The following is a 23131-nucleotide window of genomic DNA, read 5'->3' on the forward strand; positions in this document are numbered from 1 at the left end:
AAATGAATACCGGTACAATAGTGGCATTACCGCATCCGCCTTTTTTGCGCGTGCTGGCAAAATACGGAACACAACAGCAGACATTTTTCTCTGCCGGGTTATGTGTATTGTTATGCTTCACCGGGCTGCTCCTTACGGGCAGCCCCCCGCTACCTTCAACACAGTTACATCAGATTGATAACAGAGGGGAAACACCTGCAATAACCATGGCAGTGCATATGAATGCGGCACCGGCTTATCAGGAGCCACAACCAGAAGCGGAGAAATTACCCCCGCCAAAGGATTCTCCGTCTCAGGCTGAGCTGGCTACCGCCCACAGGGAAAAACGGGTACAGGTTACATCACCGTTCCCGCCGAAACCCGTGCAGAAAACTATCAGGAAAAAACAGGAAAAACCGTCACCCGTAACAGCAGATACCACCATGGACACCGGTGAGGATAAAACTACCCGGCAACAATCGGGCGGACAAGTCATATCACCAACGCACTCAGCCACACAAGGTCGTGATAATCAGAAAGCCCGGGATGATTACTTTAATCTGCTGAGACAAAAAATTGAGGAGCAAAAACACTACCCGCGCCGGGCACGAAGTGCCGGGCAACGGGGTATAAGTGAAATTTCATTTTCACTCGATAACAACGGTAAACCATTTTCGCCCAAGGTCACCCGTTCTTCAGGTTACGAATTACTGGATAACGCAGCAATAGAAGCCGTGATGAATGTTGCAGCGATAGGAGCGCCGCCGCCGGACGCTAAACGGGAAGTAACGTTTTCATTGCGTTTTCAGTTGAATAAGGGTTTTTGAGTGTTGGTGTAAATTTCGATAAAAAACCCCGTACACACGACAATGTGTACGGGGTTTTTCTATCACATCTGATTAATCATTTACCAATACAAAAACTCGAAAAAATACGACCGAGCAAATCATCAGACGTAAATTCACCGGTAATTTCGCTCAGAGTCAGCTGAGCAAGACGCAGCTCTTCTGCCAGTAATTCACCGGAGCAAGCAACAACTAACTGTTCATGACCGGATATCAGGTGTTCTGCGGCAGTATTCAGTGCCTGTAAATGCCGGCGGCGGGCAAGAAATCCCCCTTCGGTATTTCCTTCAAACCCCATCGTGACTTTCAGATGATCGCGCAGCAAATCAATCCCGTTACCTTCGCGGGCAGAGAGTTTAATCAATGTATTACCGTTCAGCTCCGTCATACCGGTAGATTCCCCGGTAATATCGGTTTTATTGCGGATCACTGTTACCGGAATACCTGCCGGTAAGCGCGCCATAAATTCAGGCCAGATTTGCTCCGGTGTCTGCGCATCAATCGTTGTGCTATCCACCATAAACAGAACGCGGTCAGCCTGACTAATTTCCTGCCATGCACGCTCAATACCGATACGCTCGACTTCGTCACCAGCTTCACGTAATCCGGCGGTATCAATAATATGCAGCGGCATACCATCAATATGAATATGTTCACGCAGAACATCACGGGTTGTTCCCGCGATAGCCGTTACAATTGCCGCTTCACGTCCCGCCAGCGCATTCAGTAAGCTGGATTTTCCTGCATTCGGTCGTCCGGCAATCACCACTTTCATGCCTTCACGCAGTAAACTGCCCTGACGTGCCTGCGAACGAACACGTTCCAGATGGGCGATCACGGTATCTAACTTTGCCTCAATCACGCCGTCAGAGAGAAAGTCGATTTCTTCATCGGGAAAATCTATCGCCGCTTCCACATAGATCCGCAGGTTAGTAAGTGCTTCCACCATTTGGTGGACTTCCCCGGAGAATGCGCCCTGCAATGAATTCATCGCAGAACGCGCAGCCTGCTCTGAGCTGGCATCAATCAGGTCGGCGATAGCTTCCGCCTGGGCAAGATCCAGTTTGTCATTGAGAAATGCCCGTTCAGAAAACTCACCCGGATTAGCAATACGAATATTATCGATAAGTAAAATACGTTTAAGCAATAAATCAAGGATAACCGGTCCGCCGTGCCCCTGAAGCTCCAGTACATCTTCCCCGGTAAAGGAGTTGGGTCCCGGAAAGAAAATCGCGATCCCCTGATCCAGGATATTGCCTGTGTCATCACGGAAAGGCAGATAATCGGCATAACGCGCTTTGGGAAGTTTACCCAAAACAATCTGAGCCACCTGTACCGCCTGCGGTCCGGATACACGCAGGATCCCGACGCCACCACGTCCGGGTGGTGTTGCCTGTGCCACAATGGTATCGGTGCTCTGAATTTCAACGTTATTCATAACAATCTCTCTTTTCTTACCGTGTGATAAATAATAAGGGCGGTCAATATGACCGCCCTTAAATATTACTATAAGACCGGCAGGTATTCCCTGCCGGCCAGTCACTTATTTTTTGTCGCGACTGTGAAGCCCGCGTTTTTCCAGCCCGCGATAAATAATCTGCTGCTGGAGAATGGTCACTAAGTTACTGACGATATAGTACAGAACCAGACCAGACGGGAACCACAGGAAGAAGACAGTAAAGATCACCGGCATAAAGGTGAAAATCTTCTGCTGTAACGGATCCGTCACTGCCGTCGGAGACAGTTTCTGAATCACGAACATCGTGATACCCATCAGAATAGGCAGAATGTAGTACGGATCCTGTGCGGCCAAGTCATGGATCCAGCCGATAAATGGCGCATGACGCAATTCAACCGAGCCCATCAGCATATAGTACAATGCAAGGAAGATTGGCATCTGGATGACAAGCGGTAAGCAACCACCCAGCGGATTCACTTTCTCTGCTTTGTACAACGCCATCATTTCCTGGCTCATACGCGATTTATCATCACCAATACGCTCACGCATTGCTTTCAGCTTAGGCTGAAGCATACGCATTTTTGCCATAGAGGTGTATTGCGCACGGGTCAGCGGATACATGATACCGCGGACAATAAAGGTGATCACGATAATGGAGAAACCCCAGTTACCGATAAAGCTATGGATAAATTTCAGTAACTTAAACAGTGGTTGTGAAATAAACCATAACCAGCCGTAATCTACTGTTAAGTCCAGATGAGAAGCAACTGCTTCCATTTCATTCTGTAGCTCAGGACCCACCCACAGTGTGGCGTTATATTTTGCTTCACCATTCGCTGCAACACGGATTGCATCACTCTTATAGCCGATAAATGCATCACCGGATTTAGCGTTATACAAGGTGTAGAAGTTATTGGTTGAGTCTTTTTCAGGGATCCACGCAGTGGCAAAATACTGTTGCAACATCGCCACCCAACCGGTGTTCGTGTTGATATTCAGTGATTTTTCTTCGATATCACCAAAGCTGTATTTTTTATAGTTTGTCTCTTCAGACGAATACGCCGCACCGCGATACGTGTGCAGAGCAAAGTTGCTGCTGCCGCTGTTTAAGCGTTCAGGTAAACTGACAGACTGTTTTAACTGACCAAAAAATGCCATTTCCAGCGGATTCGCGGTGTCATTTTTGATGGTGTAATCAACGCCGAGTGCGTAATTTTTACGTTTCAGGGTATAGGTTTTCACATAAGTGACACCATCCTGAGTATACGTCAGCGGAACGCGCAGCTCATCCTGTCCCTCAGCTAACACAAATGTGTCACCCGCTGCGGTATACAATGGGCGCTCTTTGCTGTTATTCGGGTTATCCGGACCATGTGTACCAGTCAGACCACTGATTGCCTGATAGGCGAATTCAGGTGTCGTTTCCAGTAAACGGAACGGGTCTTCGGACTTTAATGTTGCCGGGTAAGCCAGAAGATCGGCTTCATCAATATCACCACCGCGCAGATTGATGTTCAGTAACAGCACATCAGTTTTGACCGTGATATATTTATTCTGCCCGCTGCTTTCACCACTTGGCGTTGTCGTCTGCTGCGTTGCCTGAGTAGCCGCGTTGAGTGTTTGTGTTTTATCACTTTCCCACGTCTGCCATGCAAAGAAGGATACGAGTAGCAAAGCGATGAATAGAAGATTACGTTGCGAATCCATCGTTAATGTTCTCTGTTATCATCATTTTTAGGTGGGACAGGATCATCACCACCTTCGTGTAAAGGGTGGCATTTTAATACGCGTTTCACCGTTAACCAACCGCCTTTTACCATACCAAACCTGCGCAATGCCTCAATTCCGTATTGTGAGCATGTTGGTGTGAAGCGACAACGGGGCCCCAGCATCGGACTAATCACCAGCTGGTAACCTCTGATTAACAGGATCAGGAAGCGTGCGCCAAGCGACTGTGACGACGCCATAGCTTGCCCAATGCCTCCGTAATCTCGCGATTACTCAACTCCGATACCCCTTTTCTTACCAGAAGCACAAAATCCATATCGGGCAGCTCATGTTGATGCAGACGAAAAAATTCGCGCGTTAACCGTTTAATCCGGTTACGCTCGTGAGCACGTTTAACGTTTTTTTTCGCGACGGTAAGACCAATGCGGGGATATTCCAGCTCATTACGGCGCCCCAGAAGTGTTATTTCAGGAGTACTTGCCCGCTGTGGTTGCTGGAAGACAAAGTTGAAATGCTTGGGAGTTAACAAACGTAACTCCCTTGGAAAAGCTAGCTTGACCACGTGAGATGGTTAGCTTTATTACTTAGAAACAGTCAGACGAGTACGGCTTTTTGCACGACGGCGAGCCAGAACCTGACGACCATTTTTAGTTGCCATACGAGCGCGGAAACCATGGGACCGGTTACGCTTCAGTACAGACGGTTGAAAAGTGCGTTTCATAGCGGTTTCTACCTAAACTTTAAATTATTACTGATTTAGTAAACGCGTCAGCAAACAGTAAATCCAGAGACTGAAACATGCCCAGTTACTGAAACAGTTAACACGATGAGTGGTAACCTCTGTGCCTTATCGCAACATCAATATGGAAAGATGCGGGATTGTAATAAAATCCGGGCCTGTTCGTCAATCAAAGATGTCGCTATAACACAGATTTCTGCACATATTTGCATTTACCCATAACCTGCCTGTATGTATCACGGCACTCACCGGCTGACAGCTTCCGGTAAACAAACGCAACAATATAGCACACAGGGAGCAAGATTATACGGACTCCCGGGCAAAGCGCAAGGATCGATCTGCGATCCGGGTGTTTTCGATCAACCGCAGATCACCGGAGGATTTCCCTCTGCCGGGGATAATTCGTTATAACTTATCCCCAAGCTGAATCTGACTGCTGTATTCTCCACCGGAAATTCGCTATACTTTAGCGCTGAATCCCACTCCGGACGGGCTGGCAGCCCCTGTGGATAAAAACCCGGAAAACTGTGCAAAAGGATGAAGATCTTATCCCGCTTTTACGATATGATCCGTCGTCACGATCTTTTTCACCCGGGCGTTGATCGTCAGCGCGGCGGAAGATCGTTCTTAACGCAGCCTCACTTTGTATCACTGAAAGTGTCCGTTAAAGCATGCAACAACATGTCTGTATGTGCAGTGTCTGCGTGATAAATCTTATTTCGTTTCTTTGACTGATCTTGTTTAGGGGAGTTCACCGTGTCTCTTTCGCTTTGGCAGCAATGTCTTGCCCGTTTGCAGGATGAATTACCTGCCACAGAATTCAGTATGTGGATACGCCCCCTTCAGGCTGAGCTGAGTGATGATACTCTGGCGTTGTACGCCCCTAACCGGTTTGTTCTCGACTGGGTCAGGGAAAAGTACATTAATAATATTAATGTACTTCTGTCCGATTTTTGCGGAAATGATATTCCGCTGCTGCGTTTTGAAGTCGGTAATAAGCCGGTAACCGCAGCACCACAGGCTCAGGAACGGCGTATCCCTGCATCGCGGACGATGAAACAGCCTTCCCATGATACCCGGCGGCCCGCACTGCGTCCCAGCTGGGATGACAGCGGCACACAGCCGGATGTGACTTACCGTTCAAACGTCAACCCGAAACACACCTTTGACAGCTTTGTTGAGGGTAAATCAAACCAGCTTGCGCGCGCAGCCGCCCGTCAGGTGGCAGATAACCCGGGTGGCGCTTATAATCCGCTTTTTCTGTATGGCGGAACCGGCCTGGGTAAAACCCACTTATTACATGCCGTCGGCAACAGCATTATGGAAAATAAAGCCAACGCCAAAGTGGTTTATATGCACTCAGAACGTTTTGTTCAGGATATGGTCAAAGCACTGCAGAACAACGCGATTGAAGAATTTAAACGCTATTACCGTTCTGTTGATGCGTTACTTATTGATGATATCCAATTTTTTGCTAATAAAGAACGTTCTCAGGAAGAGTTTTTTCATACCTTTAATGCCCTGCTCGAAGGGAATCAGCAGATAATCCTGACCTCCGACCGCTACCCGAAAGAAATAAACGGGGTGGAAGACCGTCTGAAATCACGGTTCGGCTGGGGATTAACGGTTGCCATTGAGCCACCGGAGCTGGAAACACGGGTTGCTATCCTGATGAAAAAAGCCGATGAAAACAACATCCAGTTACCGGATGAAGTCGCCTTTTTTATCGCCAAACGCCTGCGTTCCAACGTCCGTGAACTCGAAGGGGCACTGAACAGGGTGATTGCCAATGCCAATTTTACCGGCAGGGCAATCACTATTGATTTCGTACGGGAAGCCCTGCGGGATCTGTTAGCACTACAGGAGAAGCTGGTCACGATTGATAATATTCAGAAAACGGTCGCTGAATATTATAAAATTAAAATCGCGGATCTGCTCTCCAAACGCCGCTCACGCTCCGTAGCCCGTCCGCGCCAGATGGCAATGGCACTGGCAAAAGAGCTGACAAACCATAGTTTACCTGAAATCGGGGATGCCTTTGGTGGCCGTGACCATACCACCGTTCTCCATGCCTGCCGTAAAATCGAGCAGCTGCGTGAAGAAAGTCATGACATTAAAGAAGATTTTTCTAACCTAATCCGGACATTATCATCATAGCGCTATGAAATTTATCATTGAACGTGAGCAATTGTTAAAACCCTTGCAACAGGTCAGCAGTCCGTTGGGCGGTCGCCCGACCCTACCGATTTTGGGTAACTTACTGCTGAAAGTCTCTGATGGCGTATTGCATCTCACCGGGACTGACCTTGAGATGGAAATGATGGCCGGGGTTCCCCTGGTCCAGCCACATGAAAACGGTGAAACCACGGTACCGGCACGGAAATTCCTGGATATCTGGCGCGGTCTGCCGGACGGCGCACAAATCAGTGTTGAGCTGGATGGCGATCGTTTGCTCGTCCGCTCAGGGCGCAGTCGTTTCTCTCTCTCTACCTTACCGGCATCGGATTTTCCGAACCTGGATGACTGGCAGAGTGATGTGACATTTTCGCTGCCGCAGGCGACACTGAAACGCCTGATTGAATCCACTCAGTTTTCTATGGCACATCAGGATGTCCGTTATTACTTAAACGGCATGCTGTTCGAAACCAGCGGATCTGTCCTGCGCACTGTCGCAACCGACGGACACCGTCTGGCGGTCTGTTCACTGGATATCGGACAGGATTTACCTGACCATTCAGTTATTGTGCCGCGCAAAGGGGTTATCGAACTGATGCGTCTGCTGGATGGCGGGGAAACGCTGCTGAAACTGGAAATCGGCAGTAATAATATCCGCGCCCATGTCGGCGGGTTTATCTTTACCTCGAAACTGGTCGATGGCCGCTTCCCGGACTACCGCCGCGTCCTGCCGAAAAACCCGGACAAAACCCTGACGGCAAATTGTGATATGCTGAAGCAGGCTTTTTCACGGGCGGCAATATTGTCGAACGAGAAATTCCGCGGGGTTCGTATTTACCTGAGTGATAACCAACTCAGAATTACAGCCAACAACCCGGAACAGGAAGAAGCCGAAGAGATCGTGGATGTCACCTATCCCTGCACTGAAATGGAAATCGGTTTCAATGTCAGTTATGTCCTCGATGTCCTTAACACACTAAAATGCGAAAATGTATCAATTAAACTCACAGATGCGACGTCCAGTGTACAAATCGAAGACGCCGCCAGTGATGCAGCCGCGTATGTTGTAATGCCGATGCGCCTGTAATATATGATCCTTTCGCGTTTACTTATCCGCGATTTTCGTAATATCGAAGACGCGGATTTGTCGCCGGCAAACGGGTTTAATTTTTTAATCGGCCCGAACGGCAGCGGCAAAACCAGTGTTCTGGAAGCAATTTATACACTCGGTCATGGCAGAGCGTTCCGGTCAGTTCAGGCGGGCCGGGTTATCCGTCATGAAAGTGAAGAATTTATTCTTCACGGCAAATTAGGTCAGGAAAATACAGACAGAGCCACCAGCGTTGGCCTGAGTAAAAACCGGCAGGGTGACAGCAAAGTCCGTATTGATGGTACTGACGGGCACAAAATTGCTGAGCTGGCAAAATTGTTGCCAATGCAATTAATCACCCCTGAAGGCTTTACCCTGCTTAATGGCGGACCAAAATTCCGCCGTGCTTTTATTGACTGGGGCTGTTTCCACAACGAACCACAATTTTTTGCCGTGTGGAGTGATTTAAAACGCCTGGTGAAACAGCGCAATGCCGCACTTCGTCAGGTATCGAATTACAGTCAGATCCGTCACTGGGATCAGCAACTGATTCCGGTTGCGACGCAAGTCAGCCAGTGGCGGGAAAATTATGTGACAGCGATTGCTCAGGATATTGAGCAGACCTGTCAGCAGTTTTTACCTGAATTTTCACTGAGCGTCTCTTTCCAGCGCGGATGGGAGAAAGAGACCGATTATTCAGAGCTGCTTCAGCGCCAGTTTGAACGTGACCGCTCACTTACGTATACCGCCTCCGGCCCGCACAAAGCGGATTTACGGATAAGGGCAGACGGAGTGGCGGTGGAAGATTTACTTTCTCGCGGTCAGTTAAAACTACTTATGTGCGCGCTGCGGTTAGCACAGGGTGAATATTTCACCCGTCAGAGCGGGCAGCAATGCCTGTATCTGCTTGATGATTTTGCCTCCGAGCTCGATGCCGGACGTCGCCGTTTACTGGCACACCGGCTGAAAGCCACGCAAGCACAGGTTTTCGTCAGCGCAATCACACCTGAACAGGTGACTGATATGGCTGATGAAAATAGTCGTCTGTTCTTCGTGGAAAAAGGTAAAATACAGGTTCAATAATCAGGATTAGATAAGCGGGAAACGTTGATGTCGAATACTTATGACTCCTCAAGTATCAAAGTATTAAAAGGGCTGGATGCGGTACGTAAACGCCCGGGAATGTACATTGGTGATACTGATGACGGCACCGGTTTACACCACATGGTCTTCGAGGTTGTTGACAACGCTATCGACGAAGCCCTCGCCGGTTACTGCAAAGACATTGTTGTGACAATTCACAATGATAATTCAGTCTCCGTACAGGATGACGGCCGTGGTATCCCGACCGGGATCCATGAAGAAGAAGGTGTCTCTGCCGCAGAAGTTATCATGACTGTTCTGCATGCCGGCGGAAAGTTCGATGATAACTCTTATAAAGTATCCGGAGGCCTGCACGGCGTCGGGGTATCGGTTGTTAACGCCTTATCTGAAAAACTGGAACTGGTTATCCGCCGTGAAGGTAAAGTTCACGAGCAGATTTACCGCCACGGTGAACCACAGGGTCACCTGGCTGTCGTGGGTGAAACCGACAAAACCGGTACCCGTGTGCGTTTCTGGCCGAGCATGGAAACCTTTAAGACAGAGACTGAATTCGAGTATGAGATTCTGGCCAAGCGCCTGCGTGAGCTCTCATTCCTGAATTCCGGTGTATCCATCCGCCTGATTGATAAGCGCGACGGCAAAGAAGACCATTTCCACTATGATGGCGGTATCAAAGCCTTTGTGGAGTATTTAAGCCGCGCCAAAACATCTATTCATAATAACGTTTTCTATTTTTCTACTGAGAAAGATAACATTAATGTCGAAGTCGCCATGCAATGGAATGACTCTTTCCAGGAAAACGTGTATTGCTTTACCAATAACATCCCGCAGCGCGATGGTGGTGCTCACCTCGCCGGTTTCCGTGCGGCAATGACCCGTACTCTCAATAGCTTTATTGAGAAAGAAGGTCTGAATAAAAAAGCCAAAGTCAGCACCACCGGGGATGATGCCCGTGAAGGGCTGGTTGCCGTTATCTCAGTGAAAGTGCCGGACCCGAAATTCTCCTCACAGACAAAAGATAAACTGGTTTCTTCAGAAGTGAAAACTGCTGTTGAATCCATCATGAACGAAAAACTGTCTGAATATCTGGATGAAAACCCGAACGATACCAAAATTATTGTCGGTAAAATTATTGATGCCGCGCGTGCCCGTGAAGCTGCACGTCGCGCCCGTGAAATGACCCGCCGTAAAGGTGCGCTGGATTTAGCCGGCCTGCCGGGTAAGCTGGCTGACTGCCAGGAACGTGATCCTGCCCATTCCGAACTGTACTTGGTGGAAGGGGACTCTGCGGGCGGCTCTGCAAAACAGGGGCGTAACCGTAAGAACCAGGCAATTCTCCCGCTGAAAGGGAAAATCCTTAACGTCGAAAAAGCACGTTTTGATAAAATGCTTGCGTCTCAGGAAGTTGCCACACTAATCACCGCACTGGGCTGTGGTATCGGGCGTGATGAATACAACCCGGACAAACTGCGCTATCACCGCATCATTATCATGACCGATGCCGATGTCGATGGTTCACACATCCGTACTCTGTTACTGACGTTCTTCTATCGTCAGATGCCGGAAATCATTGAGCGTGGTTATGTTTATATCGCACAACCGCCGCTGTATAAAGTGAAGAAAGGCAAGCAGGAACAGTACATCAAAGATGATGAAGCGATGGAGCAATATCAGGTTTCTATCGCGCTGGATAATGCTGCGCTGTATGTGAACGAAACTGCCGCACCGATTCAGGGTGAACACCTGGAAAAACTGCTGCACGAATACAATGCCGCGCACAAAATTATCCGTCGTCTGGAGCGTCTCTATCCGTCTGCATTGCTGAACAATCTGGTATACCAGCCGAAACTGGAAGAGTCAGCACTGATGGCAATGCCGCTGGTGGATGAATGGGCGAAAACCCTGGTCGCGCGCCTGACTGAGAACGAAGAGCACGGCAGTACCTACAGTTACACCATAGCGGAAAATAAAGAGCGCCAGTTGTTTGAACCGGTACTGACTATCCGTACTCATGGTGTGGATACAGATTACAACCTTGATTTCGAGTTTATTCACGGCAGTGAATACGCCCGTATTTCAAAATTGGGTGAATTAATCCGTGGTCTTATCGAAGAAGGTGCTTATGTCATCCGTGGCGAACGCCGTCAGAACGTCAGCAACTTTGAACAGGCGCTGGACTGGCTGATGAAAGAGTCCCGTCGTGGTCTTTATGTGCAGCGCTATAAAGGGCTGGGTGAAATGAACCCGGACCAGCTGTGGGAAACGACAATGGATCCGGCAGGCCGCCGTATGCTCCAGGTCACAGTGAAAGATGCGATTGCAACCGACCACTTATTCACCACTCTGATGGGTGATGATGTAGAGCCGCGTCGTGCCTTTATCGAAGAGAATGCCCTTAAAGCGGCAAATATCGACGTATAATGTCCTCTCTCTGAGAATCTATAAAGCCCGGAAATCCGGGCTTTATTTTTATCTGTGGCCCGCCCTCAGCGGCGTTGACGCATTTACCCCATAATTTGAGGAAAGAGCTTCAGTTTATCAGTAATAATATTGAGTAATCCGGACATCAATAACTGAATAGCTAATGTAACAAGAATAATACCTGATATCCGGGCCAGCGTATCCATGACGCCGGAGGATAAACGCCCGTGAAGTGGTCCCGTCGCCAAAAAAGTCAGGGCAACAGTAGGCAGCATCATAAAAATAACAACGGAAAGCTGTATCAGTCCGGACAGGGAATCACTATGCCCTGCCAGAGAAATACCGACGGCAATGGTTCCGCCTCCCATAGAAAGTGGAAAAAGCAACGGCACCATCGCCAGCCTCATGATATCTTTCGGCGGCGTAACGTTGACCTGAATATCACTGTGCTCCTCTTTGACACCACGAATAAGCATCGGCCATCCCTGAGACAGTAATGCAATTCCTCCTGTTACTGTCAGCGCGTCAGCACTCAGTCCCAGTGCTGTCAGCAACCAATTACCTAACCAGATAACCACCAGCATGACCAGTGTATATCCTGCCGCAATTTTCCATGCGATTTGCCACAGTATCCTCCGATCAACCGGGCCCAGTATAATCGTGGCTGCGGTTATGGTCGCCGGGGGACTGAACAGAGACACGAAAGTAACATAATTAAGCAGAATATTATCAAACCATTCATTCATCTTTCAGATTCCGTTTTCTCAGGTAACCGGCAACCAAACAGAAAATAAGCGTGCCTGCAATCACGCTCAGAAAGATACCAGAGCCATCTGCCATTATTACCGGTAAAGGTTATACCCCAGTGCAGCAGCAACCGATGCCACCATTTTTTGCCCGCGGACACTATTTCCGTCATCATCCAGCGGCGGAGAAAATGCCGCAATACCCATCACACCCGGAACCACGGCCAGAATCCCTCCGCCTACACCGCTTTTTCCCGGCAACCCGACGGTGTACGCCCAATCACCGGAGCGACCATACAGCCCTTCCATCGTCATTTCTGCGAGAATATACGGTGTATGCGCCGGATCCAGTACCTGCTCACCCGTTACCGGGTTACGCCCGCGCGCAGCGAGAGTTGCCCCCATGGTTGCAAGCTCAATAGTTGTCAGTAACGTCGAGCATTGGCGCGTATAAACATCACAGGCTTCCATCGGATCACAATACAGATTCTGTGCCGAATACAGCAACCACGATATCCCCCGGTTATGGAAATTTGTCGTTTGCTCAGAGTGATTAAGTTCATCTGACAGCGCTATCTGGTCAGATCCCAGACGGCGCTGCATAGTTAAAATCCTCTGCCAGCGCTCATCTGCTGATTTTGCCTGAACCGCACTAACCGTCGCAATGGCTCCTGCATTTACCAGCGGCGACATCGGTTTATCATTATGCAGCTCCAGCGCCATGACAGAGTTAAACGGTAACCCGGTCGGGTCGGCACCAATATTATCCTGAACCGCTTTCGGACCAATATCTTCCAGTGCCAACGCCAATGTGCAGACCTTGGAAATGGATTCAATGGCAAAACGGTAACCGGCATCACCACTGCTGATAATATCCCCTGCCGCAGTCACAACAGCAACTGCCGCGAGATCAGACGGGATGTTTGCCAGAAACGGAATATAATCTGCATTAGCACCGCCCGGAGTTTGATGAAACTGAGTCAGGGCATTATCAACGGCCTGCTTGATCGCGGTTAAGTCGGTCATGATGATTTTCCTTTGTTTTCCCATGTGAATGGCGCGAAATCACTATTTTGGTCACGCCAGCCCGGTTTGCGGATCTGATAAATCACAAACGGAAGCAGAACAAACAGTACCGTTAACCCGATCAGTGAGCCGACATACACTTGCGGACTGCCGACCGCGATTTGCGCCGGTGGAATAAAACTGAACAGGAAAGCCGTCAGTGAGCCGAGAAGCCCCATGCCGCCGAGGATAATCATCCCGGCATTTCCGCCCGGTATCCGGTAAGGACGGGCGCGCTGCGGCTGACTGAAACGCAGATAAATCGCCGCACTGAACATCAGCATATACATAATAAGATAAAGAATAACAGTCAGTTGACTGAGGATCTGATACGCCGCCTGAACGGATGGCAGCACCACAAAGAGCACTGCAAGCAATGACACCAGCACCGCCTGCACCAACAGAATATGTGTTGCCATTCCGTTTTTATTGGTGCGCTGAAACCAGTGCGGCAGATACCCGGCTTTCGCCACTTCCAGAAGCCCGGAAGACGGACCTGCAACCCATGTCACCACACTTGCCAGCACGCCAATCGCCAGCATAAACGCCACAATCGGTCCCAGCCACGAAATATGCGCCCATCTGAACATGTCGTCATACGCGACCAACAGGCTCTGCGTCAGGCTTATCTCTGACTGAGGAATGATAAACGCGATAGCCAGTGTCCCCAGCACAAAGATGGCCACTGTTCCGCCGGCCGCCAGAATAATCGCTTTCGGGTAATTTTTTGTCGGGTTCTCAATATCTTTCACATGGATTGCGTTCATTTCCATACCCGCATAAAACAGGAAGATACTGGCCGCCAGAACAATATTATCGAAGTTAGAGAAATCGGGCAGAACCTGATCCCAGGCAAGATCAATCTGTGGCGTCTGTCCGCTGAAAATATAAGAAAATCCAAGAACAATCAGGATAATAGCCGGAACAATGGTTCCGATAATCCCGCCCCATTTTGACACTTTGGCAAATGCACTGACGCCTTTAAACGCAATAAAGGTCGCCAGCCAATAAATAAACAAGACAATACCGAGCACAAAGAATTTATTTGCGGCCAATGCTTCATCAAACGTCTGATGCGGATCGATAAATGCGAGAGAAACAGCACCGAATGTCAGACCGGTCGGGAACCAGACGGTTACCTCAATCCACAACATTGCCATCGCCAGAAACGCCAGACGGGGACCGAAAGCTTCCCCGACCCAGCGGAACACACCGCCCTTTTCTGACCAGCCGGTTGCCAGTTCTGCGGCCACCAGAGAAACAGGGATCAAAAAGAACACCGCAGCAAAGAGATAATAAAAAATCGCACTCAGTCCGTATTCTGCTTCAGCAGGTAACCCGCGCAGACTGACCACCGCCACAATATTCATGACGATAAGTGTCCCGACAGTCAGTTTTGCTGCATTAACAGACGGTTTTTTTATTGCATTATCAGCCATAAAACACCCCGGAAGAAACATAAAGGAGAGCCTCCGGCAACTCATCTGCCGGAGGAACTATTTGGTCAGCCGTGATGGAACGTGGCTTTTGCCGTAGATTTCACTACCGGGTTTTGTCTGAAGTGATCGATAGCCCGCTCAATATCATCCAGCAACAGTGCCGCCAAATCACGGCTGACACCATGACGGATCATTATCCGCTGAACCACGGTTTTCTCTCTGTCTGCCGGCAGCGGGTAAGAAGCTATCAGCCAGCCACGCGCCCGGATTCGGTCAGATAGATCGTAGAGATTAAACTGTGTGACTTCCGGCTTCAGTTTGTAGGCAACCGCCGGTAATGCACCGTGCCCGTCATAAACCAGTTCGAAAATTCCCAGTTTATTCAGTTCCTGAGCCAGCCACTGTGCCGTATCCGCGCAGGATTGCTGGATTTTGGTATAACCGGCACGACCAAGACGCAGGAAGTTATAATACTGAGCAATGATTTGCCCGCCGGGACGGGAGAAGTTCAGGGCAAACGTCGGCATATTACCGCCGAGATAATCCACACTAAAAATAAGCTCTTCCGGTAAATCCTCTTTACTGCGCCAGACAACCCAGCCCACACCCAGCGGGGACAAACCGTACTTGTGTCCCGAGCTGTTAATCGATTTCACACGCTCAATACGGAAATCCCATACCAGTTCCGGCTGAATAAACGGTGCAATAAACCCACCGCTGGCGCCATCCACATGCAGAGGAATATCCAGTCCGGTATCGCGTTCAATGGCATCCAGCTCTTTTGCCAGAGCCTCCACCGGCTCATAAATACCGGTAAATGTTACCCCGAGCGTTGCAACTACGCCGATAGTATTTTCATCACAATACTCTCGTAAATCAGTAGGTTGCATTCCTAACGCATTACCTTTAAGCGGTACCTGACGGATTTCCACATCAAAATAGCGGGCAAATTTTTCCCAGCACACCTGAACCGGCCCGGTCACCATATTTGGTTTTGTTGTATCTTTACCCTGCGCTTCACGCTTTTTACGCCAGCGCCATTTCATTGCCAGCCCACCGAGCATGGCAGCTTCACTGGACCCGGTTGTGGAGCAGCCGATAGTGTCTTCAGCCTGTGGTGAGTGCCAGAGATCTGCAATAATATGCACACAACGGCTTTCTATTTCAGCCGTTTGCGGATATTCGTCTTTATCGATCATATTTTTATCGACACTGTCAGTCATCAATTGCTTAACTTCATCTTCGACCCAGGTCGTACAGAATGTCGCCAGGTTCTGGCGTGAATTACCATCCAATAACAACTCATCACGCACAACACTGTAGATAATCCGTGGATCACTGCTCTCTTCCGGAATCTTATATTTAGGCAATTTTGTATCTGCATCCGTTGACGCGTAAACGTCAATAAATTCTGAACTATTCTTCGTTTTCACAGCATGAAGAGACATAATATTTTCCTCACTTCCCTTTTATTAACCATTAGAAACAATTAACATAACCCACCGGTAGCATCCGGTGATTAATGACATGCAGAGATAAAAAAGAAAAATCACACTAAAAACGTGATGAACACTAAGTAGGTTAGCGTATAAACCGGACAAACCTCAAACTCACAAGCAGACTATGCATTATTGTTTTTTATGTCAGATATCTGAAAAAGAAATAAGCATAAGATAAAAAATAGATTACCCATATCAGGACAATGAAATAATAAAGAAAAAACATTAATTAATTTAATGAAGGAATTATGACAATTGATGGTGGAATACAGCCCAGATAACACACAAAAACAGGGATAAATTAATCTGACCAGCATAGAAAATGAACAAATCTCTGGTTAAAGAAAACCGGTTATAAAAATTACTCAGATTAAACACTTTCAGGAAATCCCTCTTCCACTGATCAAATAACAGTGAAAAACAGAAAGTACAGGATAAATAGGTAGACGGAGAGCAAAAAAAGCACTGCCGGGGAGAGGTTTGCGCCACGACGATAAAACGGTATTTTCCACAAAATACACCTGACCCGAAATAAGACTTACCCGTCTTATAAATGATGTTCTGCATAGTTTTTTTCTGTTCTCTGACAGTAACAACAGCAGATTAGCAAGGGAGAATTTAATCAGTAATTATATGTAATAGAATAATTGTCCTGAAAGATATTACTGTAAAAATCTGGCAGTTCTATTTGATTAAAAAAACAACTTTTATGGTTTTGTATTATTTTCGTAAGAGATAAAAACCAGCAAAAAGCAGAAAACACCTGCAAAAAAACACATGACAAACAAAAAAGCCAACGAATCAACCTTAACAAGCGAATACGTTGGCTTTTGTTGGATATTATAAATTTTTATCGTTATTTTATTAAAATATTCAGCATTCTGCGTAATGGCTCTGCTGCACCCCATAACAGCTGATCACCGACAGTGAAAGCTGAGATGTAATCCGGTCCCATATTCAGTTTACGAATACGCCCGACAGGTGTTTTTAATGTCCCGGTAACCGCTGCCGGCGTCAGTTCACGCATGGTTATATCACGATCATTCGGTACCACATGTACCCATTCATTATGAGCCGATAACAGCGCTTCTATTTCCGTCACCGGCAGGTCTTTCTTCAGTTTCAGAGTGAATGCCTGACTGTGACAGCGCAGCGCGCCGATCCGCACACACAGGCCATCAACAGGAATAATATTCTGACCACGAACCAGAATTTTGTTGGTTTCCGCCTGTCCTTTCCACTCTTCGCGGCTCTGTCCGTTATCCAGTTTCTTATCAATCCACGGGATCAAACTGCCCGCCAGCGGCGCACCAAACTGCTCTGTCGGTAATGATCCGTTGCGGGTAAATTCAGTTACTTTCTGCTCAATATCCAGGATTGCTGACGCCGGATTTTGTAATTCTTTTACCACATGCGCATTCAGTGCACCCATCTGAACCAGCAACTCACGCATGTGCCGGGCGCCGGCACCGGATGCAGCCTGGTAAGTTGCAACAGATGCCCACTCAACCAGATCATTGGTAAACAGCCCGCCCAGCGACATCAGCATCAGGCTGACAGTACAATTACCGCCGACAAAGGTTTTTATCCCGTTGTTCAGCCCTGCCTCAATATGTTTTCCGTTAACAGGATCTAAAATAATAATAGCATCATCATTCATCCGCAGCGCCGAAGCCGCATCAATCCAGTATCCGCTCCAACCGCTCTGCCGCAGCTTAGGATAAACCTCATTGGTATAATCACCGCCCTGACAACTGATAATGATATCAAGAGCGCTCAGTGCATCAATATCAAACGCATCCTGCAGCGAGCTGCGATGCCCGCCGAACTGTGGCGCTTCTTCGCCGGTCTGTGATGTGGAGAAAAATACCGGACGAATGCCGTCAAAATCCCGCTCTTCTGTCATGCGCTGCATCAGCACTGACCCTACCATCCCGCGCCAGCCGACAAATCCCACATTTTTCATCGTGATCTTTCCTTTTTTATTATCTGAACTGTATTTGCAAGACTATTAACGTGACAAAATCTGAGTAACGACGCAAGTGAATTTATTGATGACTCCACACGGGTAAGAAGCCACACTAATAGCAGAGGCTGTGGGTTTTCATCCGGCAGCACCCGTGGGTATAAGCATAACAATCACCAGAACAGGGCAACATATGATGTATTACGGTTTTGATATGGGTGGTACAAAAATTGAGCTGGCAGTCTTTAATGACGCACTCGAACTGGTCTGGCAAAAACGGATTCCCACCCCGAAAGAGAGCTATGCCGCGCTCCTTGAAGCTTTCCGGCTACTGACAGAACAGGCTGATAATGAACTGAAATGCACAGGAAAAATTGGTATTGGCGTGCCCGGAATAGTCAATCATGAAAAAGGCACGGTATTTACCACAAATGTTCCTGCGGCAAAATATCAGCCACTTCGCCATGACCTGGAAACACTGCTGAAACGTCCGGTAAAAATAGATAACGATGCGAACTGTTTTGCACTTTCTGAGGCCTGGGATCCGGAATTCCGCCAATATCCGACTGTGCTTGGTTTAATTCTGGGAACAGGTGTCGGCGGCGGCTTTGTCATTGACGGAAAAATTCTGCCGGGGAAAAACGGGATTGCCGGGGAGATCGGTCATATTAATATGACACTGGAAGGCGATAAACTGCTGGAACATAAAGTGCCCGCCACACTCTGTGGCTGCGGAAAAACCGGTTGTTTTGAAACCTATCTCGCCGGTCCCGGTTTTGAACGTATTTTCACGGCGTTCTATGGTGAAAAGCACAGTGCCGTTGATATTATTACCCGTTACTACAAGGGTGATATTAAAGGAAAACAGCATGTTGAGCGCTATATGTCACTACTTGCCCACTACCTCGGTAATGTTCTGAGTATATTTGATCCGGATTTACTGGTTATCGGTGGCGGATTATCTCAGTTTGAAGAAATTTACCGTCTGTTGCCGGAATATCTGCCGCCGCACCTTTATGGTGTTGCATCTCTGCCCGCAATTCATAAAGCCCGTTACGGAGACGCCGGCGGTGCGCGGGGTGCTGCCTGCCTGAATTTAACAGACTGACAGCCAATATCATAATGCCCGTCCCATCGGGCGTTATATACCCTTATTCATTCAAACTGCAGGTTCATTGGCTGCATCCTGAATGACGTTTGGTATATCAAAAAACAGTAACATTACTAATTATTTATCTATTACAATACCAGGGAATATAACGTTATCATACTGTTCTTTATTTATTCCACTATAAATAGTTAATGTTACCATCAAACTTTTGCTACAATACTATTGTCAGTGATTTAAATGAATATATTGAACATATTGTGTTTATATCTTCATAGAAAAACGCACCATATTCTATGGCGCGTGATTAATTACAATACTGAATATACATATTAATTATTATCATAATGTATACTGATGTGGTTTACACACCCACGTCAATGATAAAAATAATTGAAGTATATATGGTTATAAAAAAATATCAGTGAACTCTTATCTTATTTATTTTGAAAAAAAGATAAATTCAGGGTATGTGAAAGATAATAAATAATATGAAAATATCGTTACTTATACATAGGGTATGTATACATTGACCGGAAAATTCAGTGATAACATCATAATGTTATTAATAAACAATGCTGTACTAATACGATAACGTAACGCTGACGCCCGCATATCAGCTTTGGATTAAACAGACCTAAGGGAGATTGCGTATTTTTATGATATTGATATATCATAAAGGCAAAATATAATGAATTTTATTAATCACACTATTTTTCCGGCAATAAACTATGAAGGTGCTTACCAGCATGATGATAAATTTCATGTTGTTGCATCGCGTGTTACGTATGATATCCGAATAAATAATCGTGACGGACAAAGTCTGCTTGTCATTTCTCCGGAGCAGCAACCTCTGAATTATACGGATGTCAGTTACAACGAAACAATAGACACCAGCATTGAATATGAGAGTGATTTAGCACCTTATAAGCCAAAAACAGATATTGTGATTAATGCAACTGCATTTGTTCCGGAAAATAATCCTGTTCCGGTTTTTGATGTGGGAATTCAGATTGGTAAATATCTGAAAGCTCTGCGGATTTTTGGCCCCAGGAATTGGGTAAAAGAAGGAGATGAGTGGTTATTAACGGAATCAGAGCCAATCAGCTATCTTGATATCCGTTATGAGCATGCTTTCGGTGGCTCCTGTACTGTCAATAATGACATTATTGCCTCACCGGCAAATCCGATAGGAATGGGATGGTATCCGGCATCATTTTTAGCACAATGCAATGAAACACACCTGCCGGCTAACCAGATAGAATCACCTAACACGCCTGTTGAACATATCAGTCAGATAATCCGTCCTGATGGACTGGGTTTTTTCGGGCGTAACTGGCTGGGGCGCACGGAGTATGCCGGTGCATATCATCAGGAAGAAATGTCATCACGCCAACCTCAGATGCCGGAGAATTTCCACTACTGGTGCGGTGCGCACCCGACACTACAAATTCCGCATCTCAAAACCGGTAATAAGCTGCCATTGAAACTGTTTGGTTTACTCTCTGCCACGGAAATTGAACGCCAGCATGTTTCATTTTATGTGCCGGTTGAAAATATGTTTGTGTTTATCGGCTCCGGACTTGGATTTTCTATCCCGAAAAATTTACAACTTGATACTGTAGTTGTGGATATGAATCTGCGGAAAGTCTTCTGTACTTACCGGATAGCACTACCCGGCTCGCTGAATATTTCAGAAATGACATTGCGCCATATCCCCGAAAATCCAGGCAGGTAGTTCCCCTGTCTGCCGGTACCCGGCTTAACAGTTTTCATTTAAATCCCTCATGAATATCTGCGCCAAAAATTACGGTTAAGTAGCGATAAATTATCCCTGAAACTCATATTATCAATTATGAAATTTGTACATTCTCAAAATATCAATATATAAAGTAACTTATCTATAAAAATAAATTTTTATATAACCCATTATTATCGACAAAAAAAGTAAATATATCTTAACATTGATCTAAACAAACATAAAAATACTTAATTAAAAATAAAAATTCATATCTCTTATCATCGATAAAGAATATATTACTGCAAAATAAAATGACCATCCCATACTGTTACTCTACCGTACGGGAGGCACTCTGTTAATTATTTTACATAATCACCGGGTTATCATGAAAAACAACACTCCCGTCACACAGCGTGAATATACACTTAACGACAATGCAATATTAATGTCGACAACTGATACACAAAGCCATATAACATATGCAAATTCTTCTTTTATAACAGCCAGTGGTTTTAATGAAACGCAGTTAACAGGCGAGCCACATAATATTATCCGCCATCCCGATATGCCGCCTGCTGCGTTTGCTGATATGTGGTATACGTTGCAGCAGGGTGACAGTTGGACCGGAATAATAAAAAACCGCTGCCGGAATGGTGACCATTACTGGGTTCGGGCAAATGTTACACCGGTATGGCATAACGAAAAATTAACAGGCTATATTTCTGTTCGTACTGTTCCCTCTCACGACGAAGTGGAAAAAAGTGAATCTCTTTATAAAAAAATAACAAATAATAAATTAAAAGGATTTAGTCTTTTTAAAGGGATTGTTATTCGCCGGGGTAAAATGGCGTTACTCTCTGTATTTAAATGGCTGCCGGTTAATCAACGTATTAATTATTCTTTAGCAACTATCATGCTGATTATTTTAGCCCTGATATTCTCTCCGTTTAATCCCTTTATTCAGGCGGGTGGTACTCTTTTCTTATTTACCCTGCTGTCAATTTACCTTAAGTCGCAAATTACAGATCCGGTTAAGTTATTATTATCACAAATGAAAAAGGTTGTTTCCGGCAGAAAATTGATTCCACAACATCCGGACAGAGTAGATGAAATTGGCCTGCTTATGCGGCTGGTGAATCAGTCCGGGCTGAACCTCTGTTCATTAATTGATGATGTCAGTACACAAATTGCCGGGATCAGAGCGATTAATCTGCGGGTATCGCAGGAAACAACAGCGCTGCATGCCCGCTCCGGAGAGGCATCTGCGGATCTTCAGCAAACGGCGGTCGCCATTGAGGAAATAAGCAGCGCGGTACAACAAACAGCAGAGAGTGTGTATCTGACCATGAGTATTGCGGATAAGGCAAGCAGCAGCGCAACACAAAGCAATGATACCATGCAAAAAACGATTGATATGATGCGTACCATTTCTGCGGATAATAATCAGATTGTCGATATCATTGGTGTGATTGACCGCATCGCCTTCCAGACCAATATTCTGGCACTGAATGCCTCTGTTGAAGCCGCCCGTGCCGGTGATGCCGGACGCGGATTTTCCGTTGTTGCCGCAGAAGTCCGCAATCTTGCACTGCATTCAGCCTCTGCCGCAAAAGAGATTAAAACACTGATTGAAAAAAACGTGACTAATGTAAATACCGGCGTCACCATGGTGGAACAGACAGAAGCACATCTCAGCAAAATGGTAACGGATGTACTTAAAATGTCATCAATGATCAATGAGATTGGAATTGCCACCAAAGAACAGACACTGGCACTGGAACTAATTAACGGCTCTGTTGCCCGCATCGGCACGATGACCGGCAACAACACAGAGATGGTGGATAATGTCACCCATGCCACCTCCGAATTAACACGACGCTCTTCCCGCTTGCAACAGGCCATTCAGGTATTCGGCAACCAAGCCTGAGCCGGTTTAATAAAATCACTGACAGATGCGGATGGGTATCTGTCAGATAAAAGCCTATACCCAACGTCATTCAAGATGCAGGCAGGCGGCAAGGGAAAAC

The 23131-nt window shown here is 46.8% G+C and carries 19 protein-coding genes; 9 read left to right on the forward strand and 10 right to left on the reverse strand.

What is annotated here, in order from left to right; all coding sequences use genetic code 11:
- Window positions 1-2: 2 nt before the first annotated feature.
- The gene (locus ACMHKJ_RS13645; RefSeq protein ID WP_413494714.1) at window positions 3-806 is read left to right on the forward strand and encodes a TonB family protein; all 804 of its coding nucleotides are present in this window, start codon (window positions 3-5) and stop codon (window positions 804-806) included.
- Window positions 807-882: 76 nt separating this feature from the next.
- On the opposite strand, the gene mnmE is transcribed toward ACMHKJ_RS13645, so the two are convergent.
- The 5 genes from mnmE to rpmH form a co-directional block, all read right to left on the reverse strand.
- The gene (mnmE, locus tag ACMHKJ_RS13650) at window positions 883-2247 is read right to left on the reverse strand and encodes a tRNA uridine-5-carboxymethylaminomethyl(34) synthesis GTPase MnmE (protein WP_413494767.1); all 1365 of its coding nucleotides are present in this window, start codon (window positions 2245-2247) and stop codon (window positions 883-885) included.
- 120 nt (window positions 2248-2367) lie between these two features.
- Window positions 2368-3990: a membrane protein insertase YidC gene (yidC, locus tag ACMHKJ_RS13655; protein WP_413494716.1), complete on the reverse strand. Its 1623-nt coding sequence runs from the start codon at window positions 3988-3990 to the stop codon at window positions 2368-2370.
- Between the two features lie 2 nt (window positions 3991-3992).
- Window positions 3993-4250 carry a membrane protein insertion efficiency factor YidD gene (gene yidD / locus ACMHKJ_RS13660; RefSeq protein WP_082970775.1) on the reverse strand — a complete coding sequence of 86 codons (258 nt, stop codon included), beginning with the start codon at window positions 4248-4250 and terminating at the stop codon, window positions 3993-3995.
- Window positions 4214-4573, reverse strand: a complete 360-nt coding sequence (gene rnpA / locus ACMHKJ_RS13665; RefSeq protein WP_067369036.1) for a ribonuclease P protein component — start codon at window positions 4571-4573, stop codon at window positions 4214-4216. Before rnpA ends, yidD begins: the two co-directional genes overlap by 37 nt.
- Window positions 4574-4591: 18 nt before the next feature.
- Window positions 4592-4732, reverse strand: a complete 141-nt coding sequence (gene rpmH / locus ACMHKJ_RS13670; protein WP_004393543.1) for a 50S ribosomal protein L34 — start codon at window positions 4730-4732, stop codon at window positions 4592-4594.
- A gap of 555 nt (window positions 4733-5287) precedes the next feature.
- On the opposite strand from rpmH, the gene ACMHKJ_RS13675 reads away from it, so the two are divergent.
- The 5 genes from ACMHKJ_RS13675 to gyrB are packed head-to-tail and all read left to right on the forward strand — an operon-like array spanning window position 5288 to window position 11540.
- Window positions 5288-5458, forward strand: coding sequence for a hypothetical protein (locus ACMHKJ_RS13675; RefSeq protein ID WP_413494718.1), 171 nt, complete (start codon window positions 5288-5290; stop codon window positions 5456-5458).
- 48 nt (window positions 5459-5506) lie between these two features.
- A complete protein-coding gene (dnaA, locus tag ACMHKJ_RS13680) occupies window positions 5507-6907 on the forward strand; it encodes a chromosomal replication initiator protein DnaA (protein WP_413494720.1) in 1401 nt (466 codons plus the stop codon).
- 4 nt (window positions 6908-6911) lie between these two features.
- A complete protein-coding gene (gene dnaN, locus ACMHKJ_RS13685) occupies window positions 6912-8012 on the forward strand; it encodes a DNA polymerase III subunit beta (RefSeq protein WP_067369032.1) in 1101 nt (366 codons plus the stop codon).
- Between the two features lie 3 nt (window positions 8013-8015).
- Entirely contained in the window at window positions 8016-9098 is a 1083-nt protein-coding gene (gene recF, locus ACMHKJ_RS13690; RefSeq protein WP_413494722.1) for a DNA replication/repair protein RecF, read from the forward strand.
- 27 nt (window positions 9099-9125) lie between these two features.
- The gene (gyrB, locus tag ACMHKJ_RS13695) at window positions 9126-11540 is read left to right on the forward strand and encodes a DNA topoisomerase (ATP-hydrolyzing) subunit B (protein ID WP_413494724.1); all 2415 of its coding nucleotides are present in this window, start codon (window positions 9126-9128) and stop codon (window positions 11538-11540) included.
- An 83-nt stretch (window positions 11541-11623) separates the two neighbouring features.
- On the opposite strand, the gene ACMHKJ_RS13700 is transcribed toward gyrB, so the two are convergent.
- From ACMHKJ_RS13700 to asd, 5 genes are all read right to left on the reverse strand, one after another.
- Window positions 11624-12286 carry a MarC family protein gene (locus tag ACMHKJ_RS13700; protein WP_413494726.1) on the reverse strand — a complete coding sequence of 221 codons (663 nt, stop codon included), beginning with the start codon at window positions 12284-12286 and terminating at the stop codon, window positions 11624-11626.
- 96 nt (window positions 12287-12382) lie between these two features.
- Window positions 12383-13312, reverse strand: coding sequence for a glutaminase A (gene glsA, locus ACMHKJ_RS13705; protein ID WP_413494728.1), 930 nt, complete (start codon window positions 13310-13312; stop codon window positions 12383-12385).
- Entirely contained in the window at window positions 13309-14790 is a 1482-nt protein-coding gene (gene gadC, locus ACMHKJ_RS13710) for a putative glutamine/gamma-aminobutyrate antiporter GadC (protein WP_067369024.1), read from the reverse strand. Before gadC ends, glsA begins: the two co-directional genes overlap by 4 nt.
- 65 nt (window positions 14791-14855) lie before the next feature.
- Complete coding sequence (locus tag ACMHKJ_RS13715; protein ID WP_413494730.1) at window positions 14856-16238, reverse strand: glutamate decarboxylase; 1383 nt, start codon at window positions 16236-16238, stop codon at window positions 14856-14858.
- A gap of 907 nt (window positions 16239-17145) precedes the next feature.
- Window positions 17146-18255, reverse strand: coding sequence for an aspartate-semialdehyde dehydrogenase (gene asd, locus ACMHKJ_RS13720; protein WP_413494732.1), 1110 nt, complete (start codon window positions 18253-18255; stop codon window positions 17146-17148).
- Between the two features lie 196 nt (window positions 18256-18451).
- On the opposite strand from asd, the gene nagK reads away from it, so the two are divergent.
- The 3 genes from nagK to ACMHKJ_RS13735 all read left to right on the forward strand — a co-directional run bounded on the left by nagK (window position 18452) and on the right by ACMHKJ_RS13735 (window position 23031).
- On the forward strand, window positions 18452-19363 hold the full coding sequence (nagK, locus tag ACMHKJ_RS13725) for an N-acetylglucosamine kinase (RefSeq protein WP_413494769.1): 912 nt from the start codon (window positions 18452-18454) through the stop codon (window positions 19361-19363).
- 691 nt (window positions 19364-20054) lie between these two features.
- The gene (locus ACMHKJ_RS13730; protein ID WP_413494734.1) at window positions 20055-21101 is read left to right on the forward strand and encodes a DUF2169 family type VI secretion system accessory protein; all 1047 of its coding nucleotides are present in this window, start codon (window positions 20055-20057) and stop codon (window positions 21099-21101) included.
- Window positions 21102-21489: 388 nt separating this feature from the next.
- Entirely contained in the window at window positions 21490-23031 is a 1542-nt protein-coding gene (locus tag ACMHKJ_RS13735; RefSeq protein WP_413494735.1) for a methyl-accepting chemotaxis protein, read from the forward strand.
- Window positions 23032-23131 lie beyond the last annotated feature (100 nt).

The organism is Morganella psychrotolerans (assembly GCF_965118875.1).
Lineage (GTDB): Bacteria > Pseudomonadota > Gammaproteobacteria > Enterobacterales > Enterobacteriaceae > Morganella > Morganella psychrotolerans_C.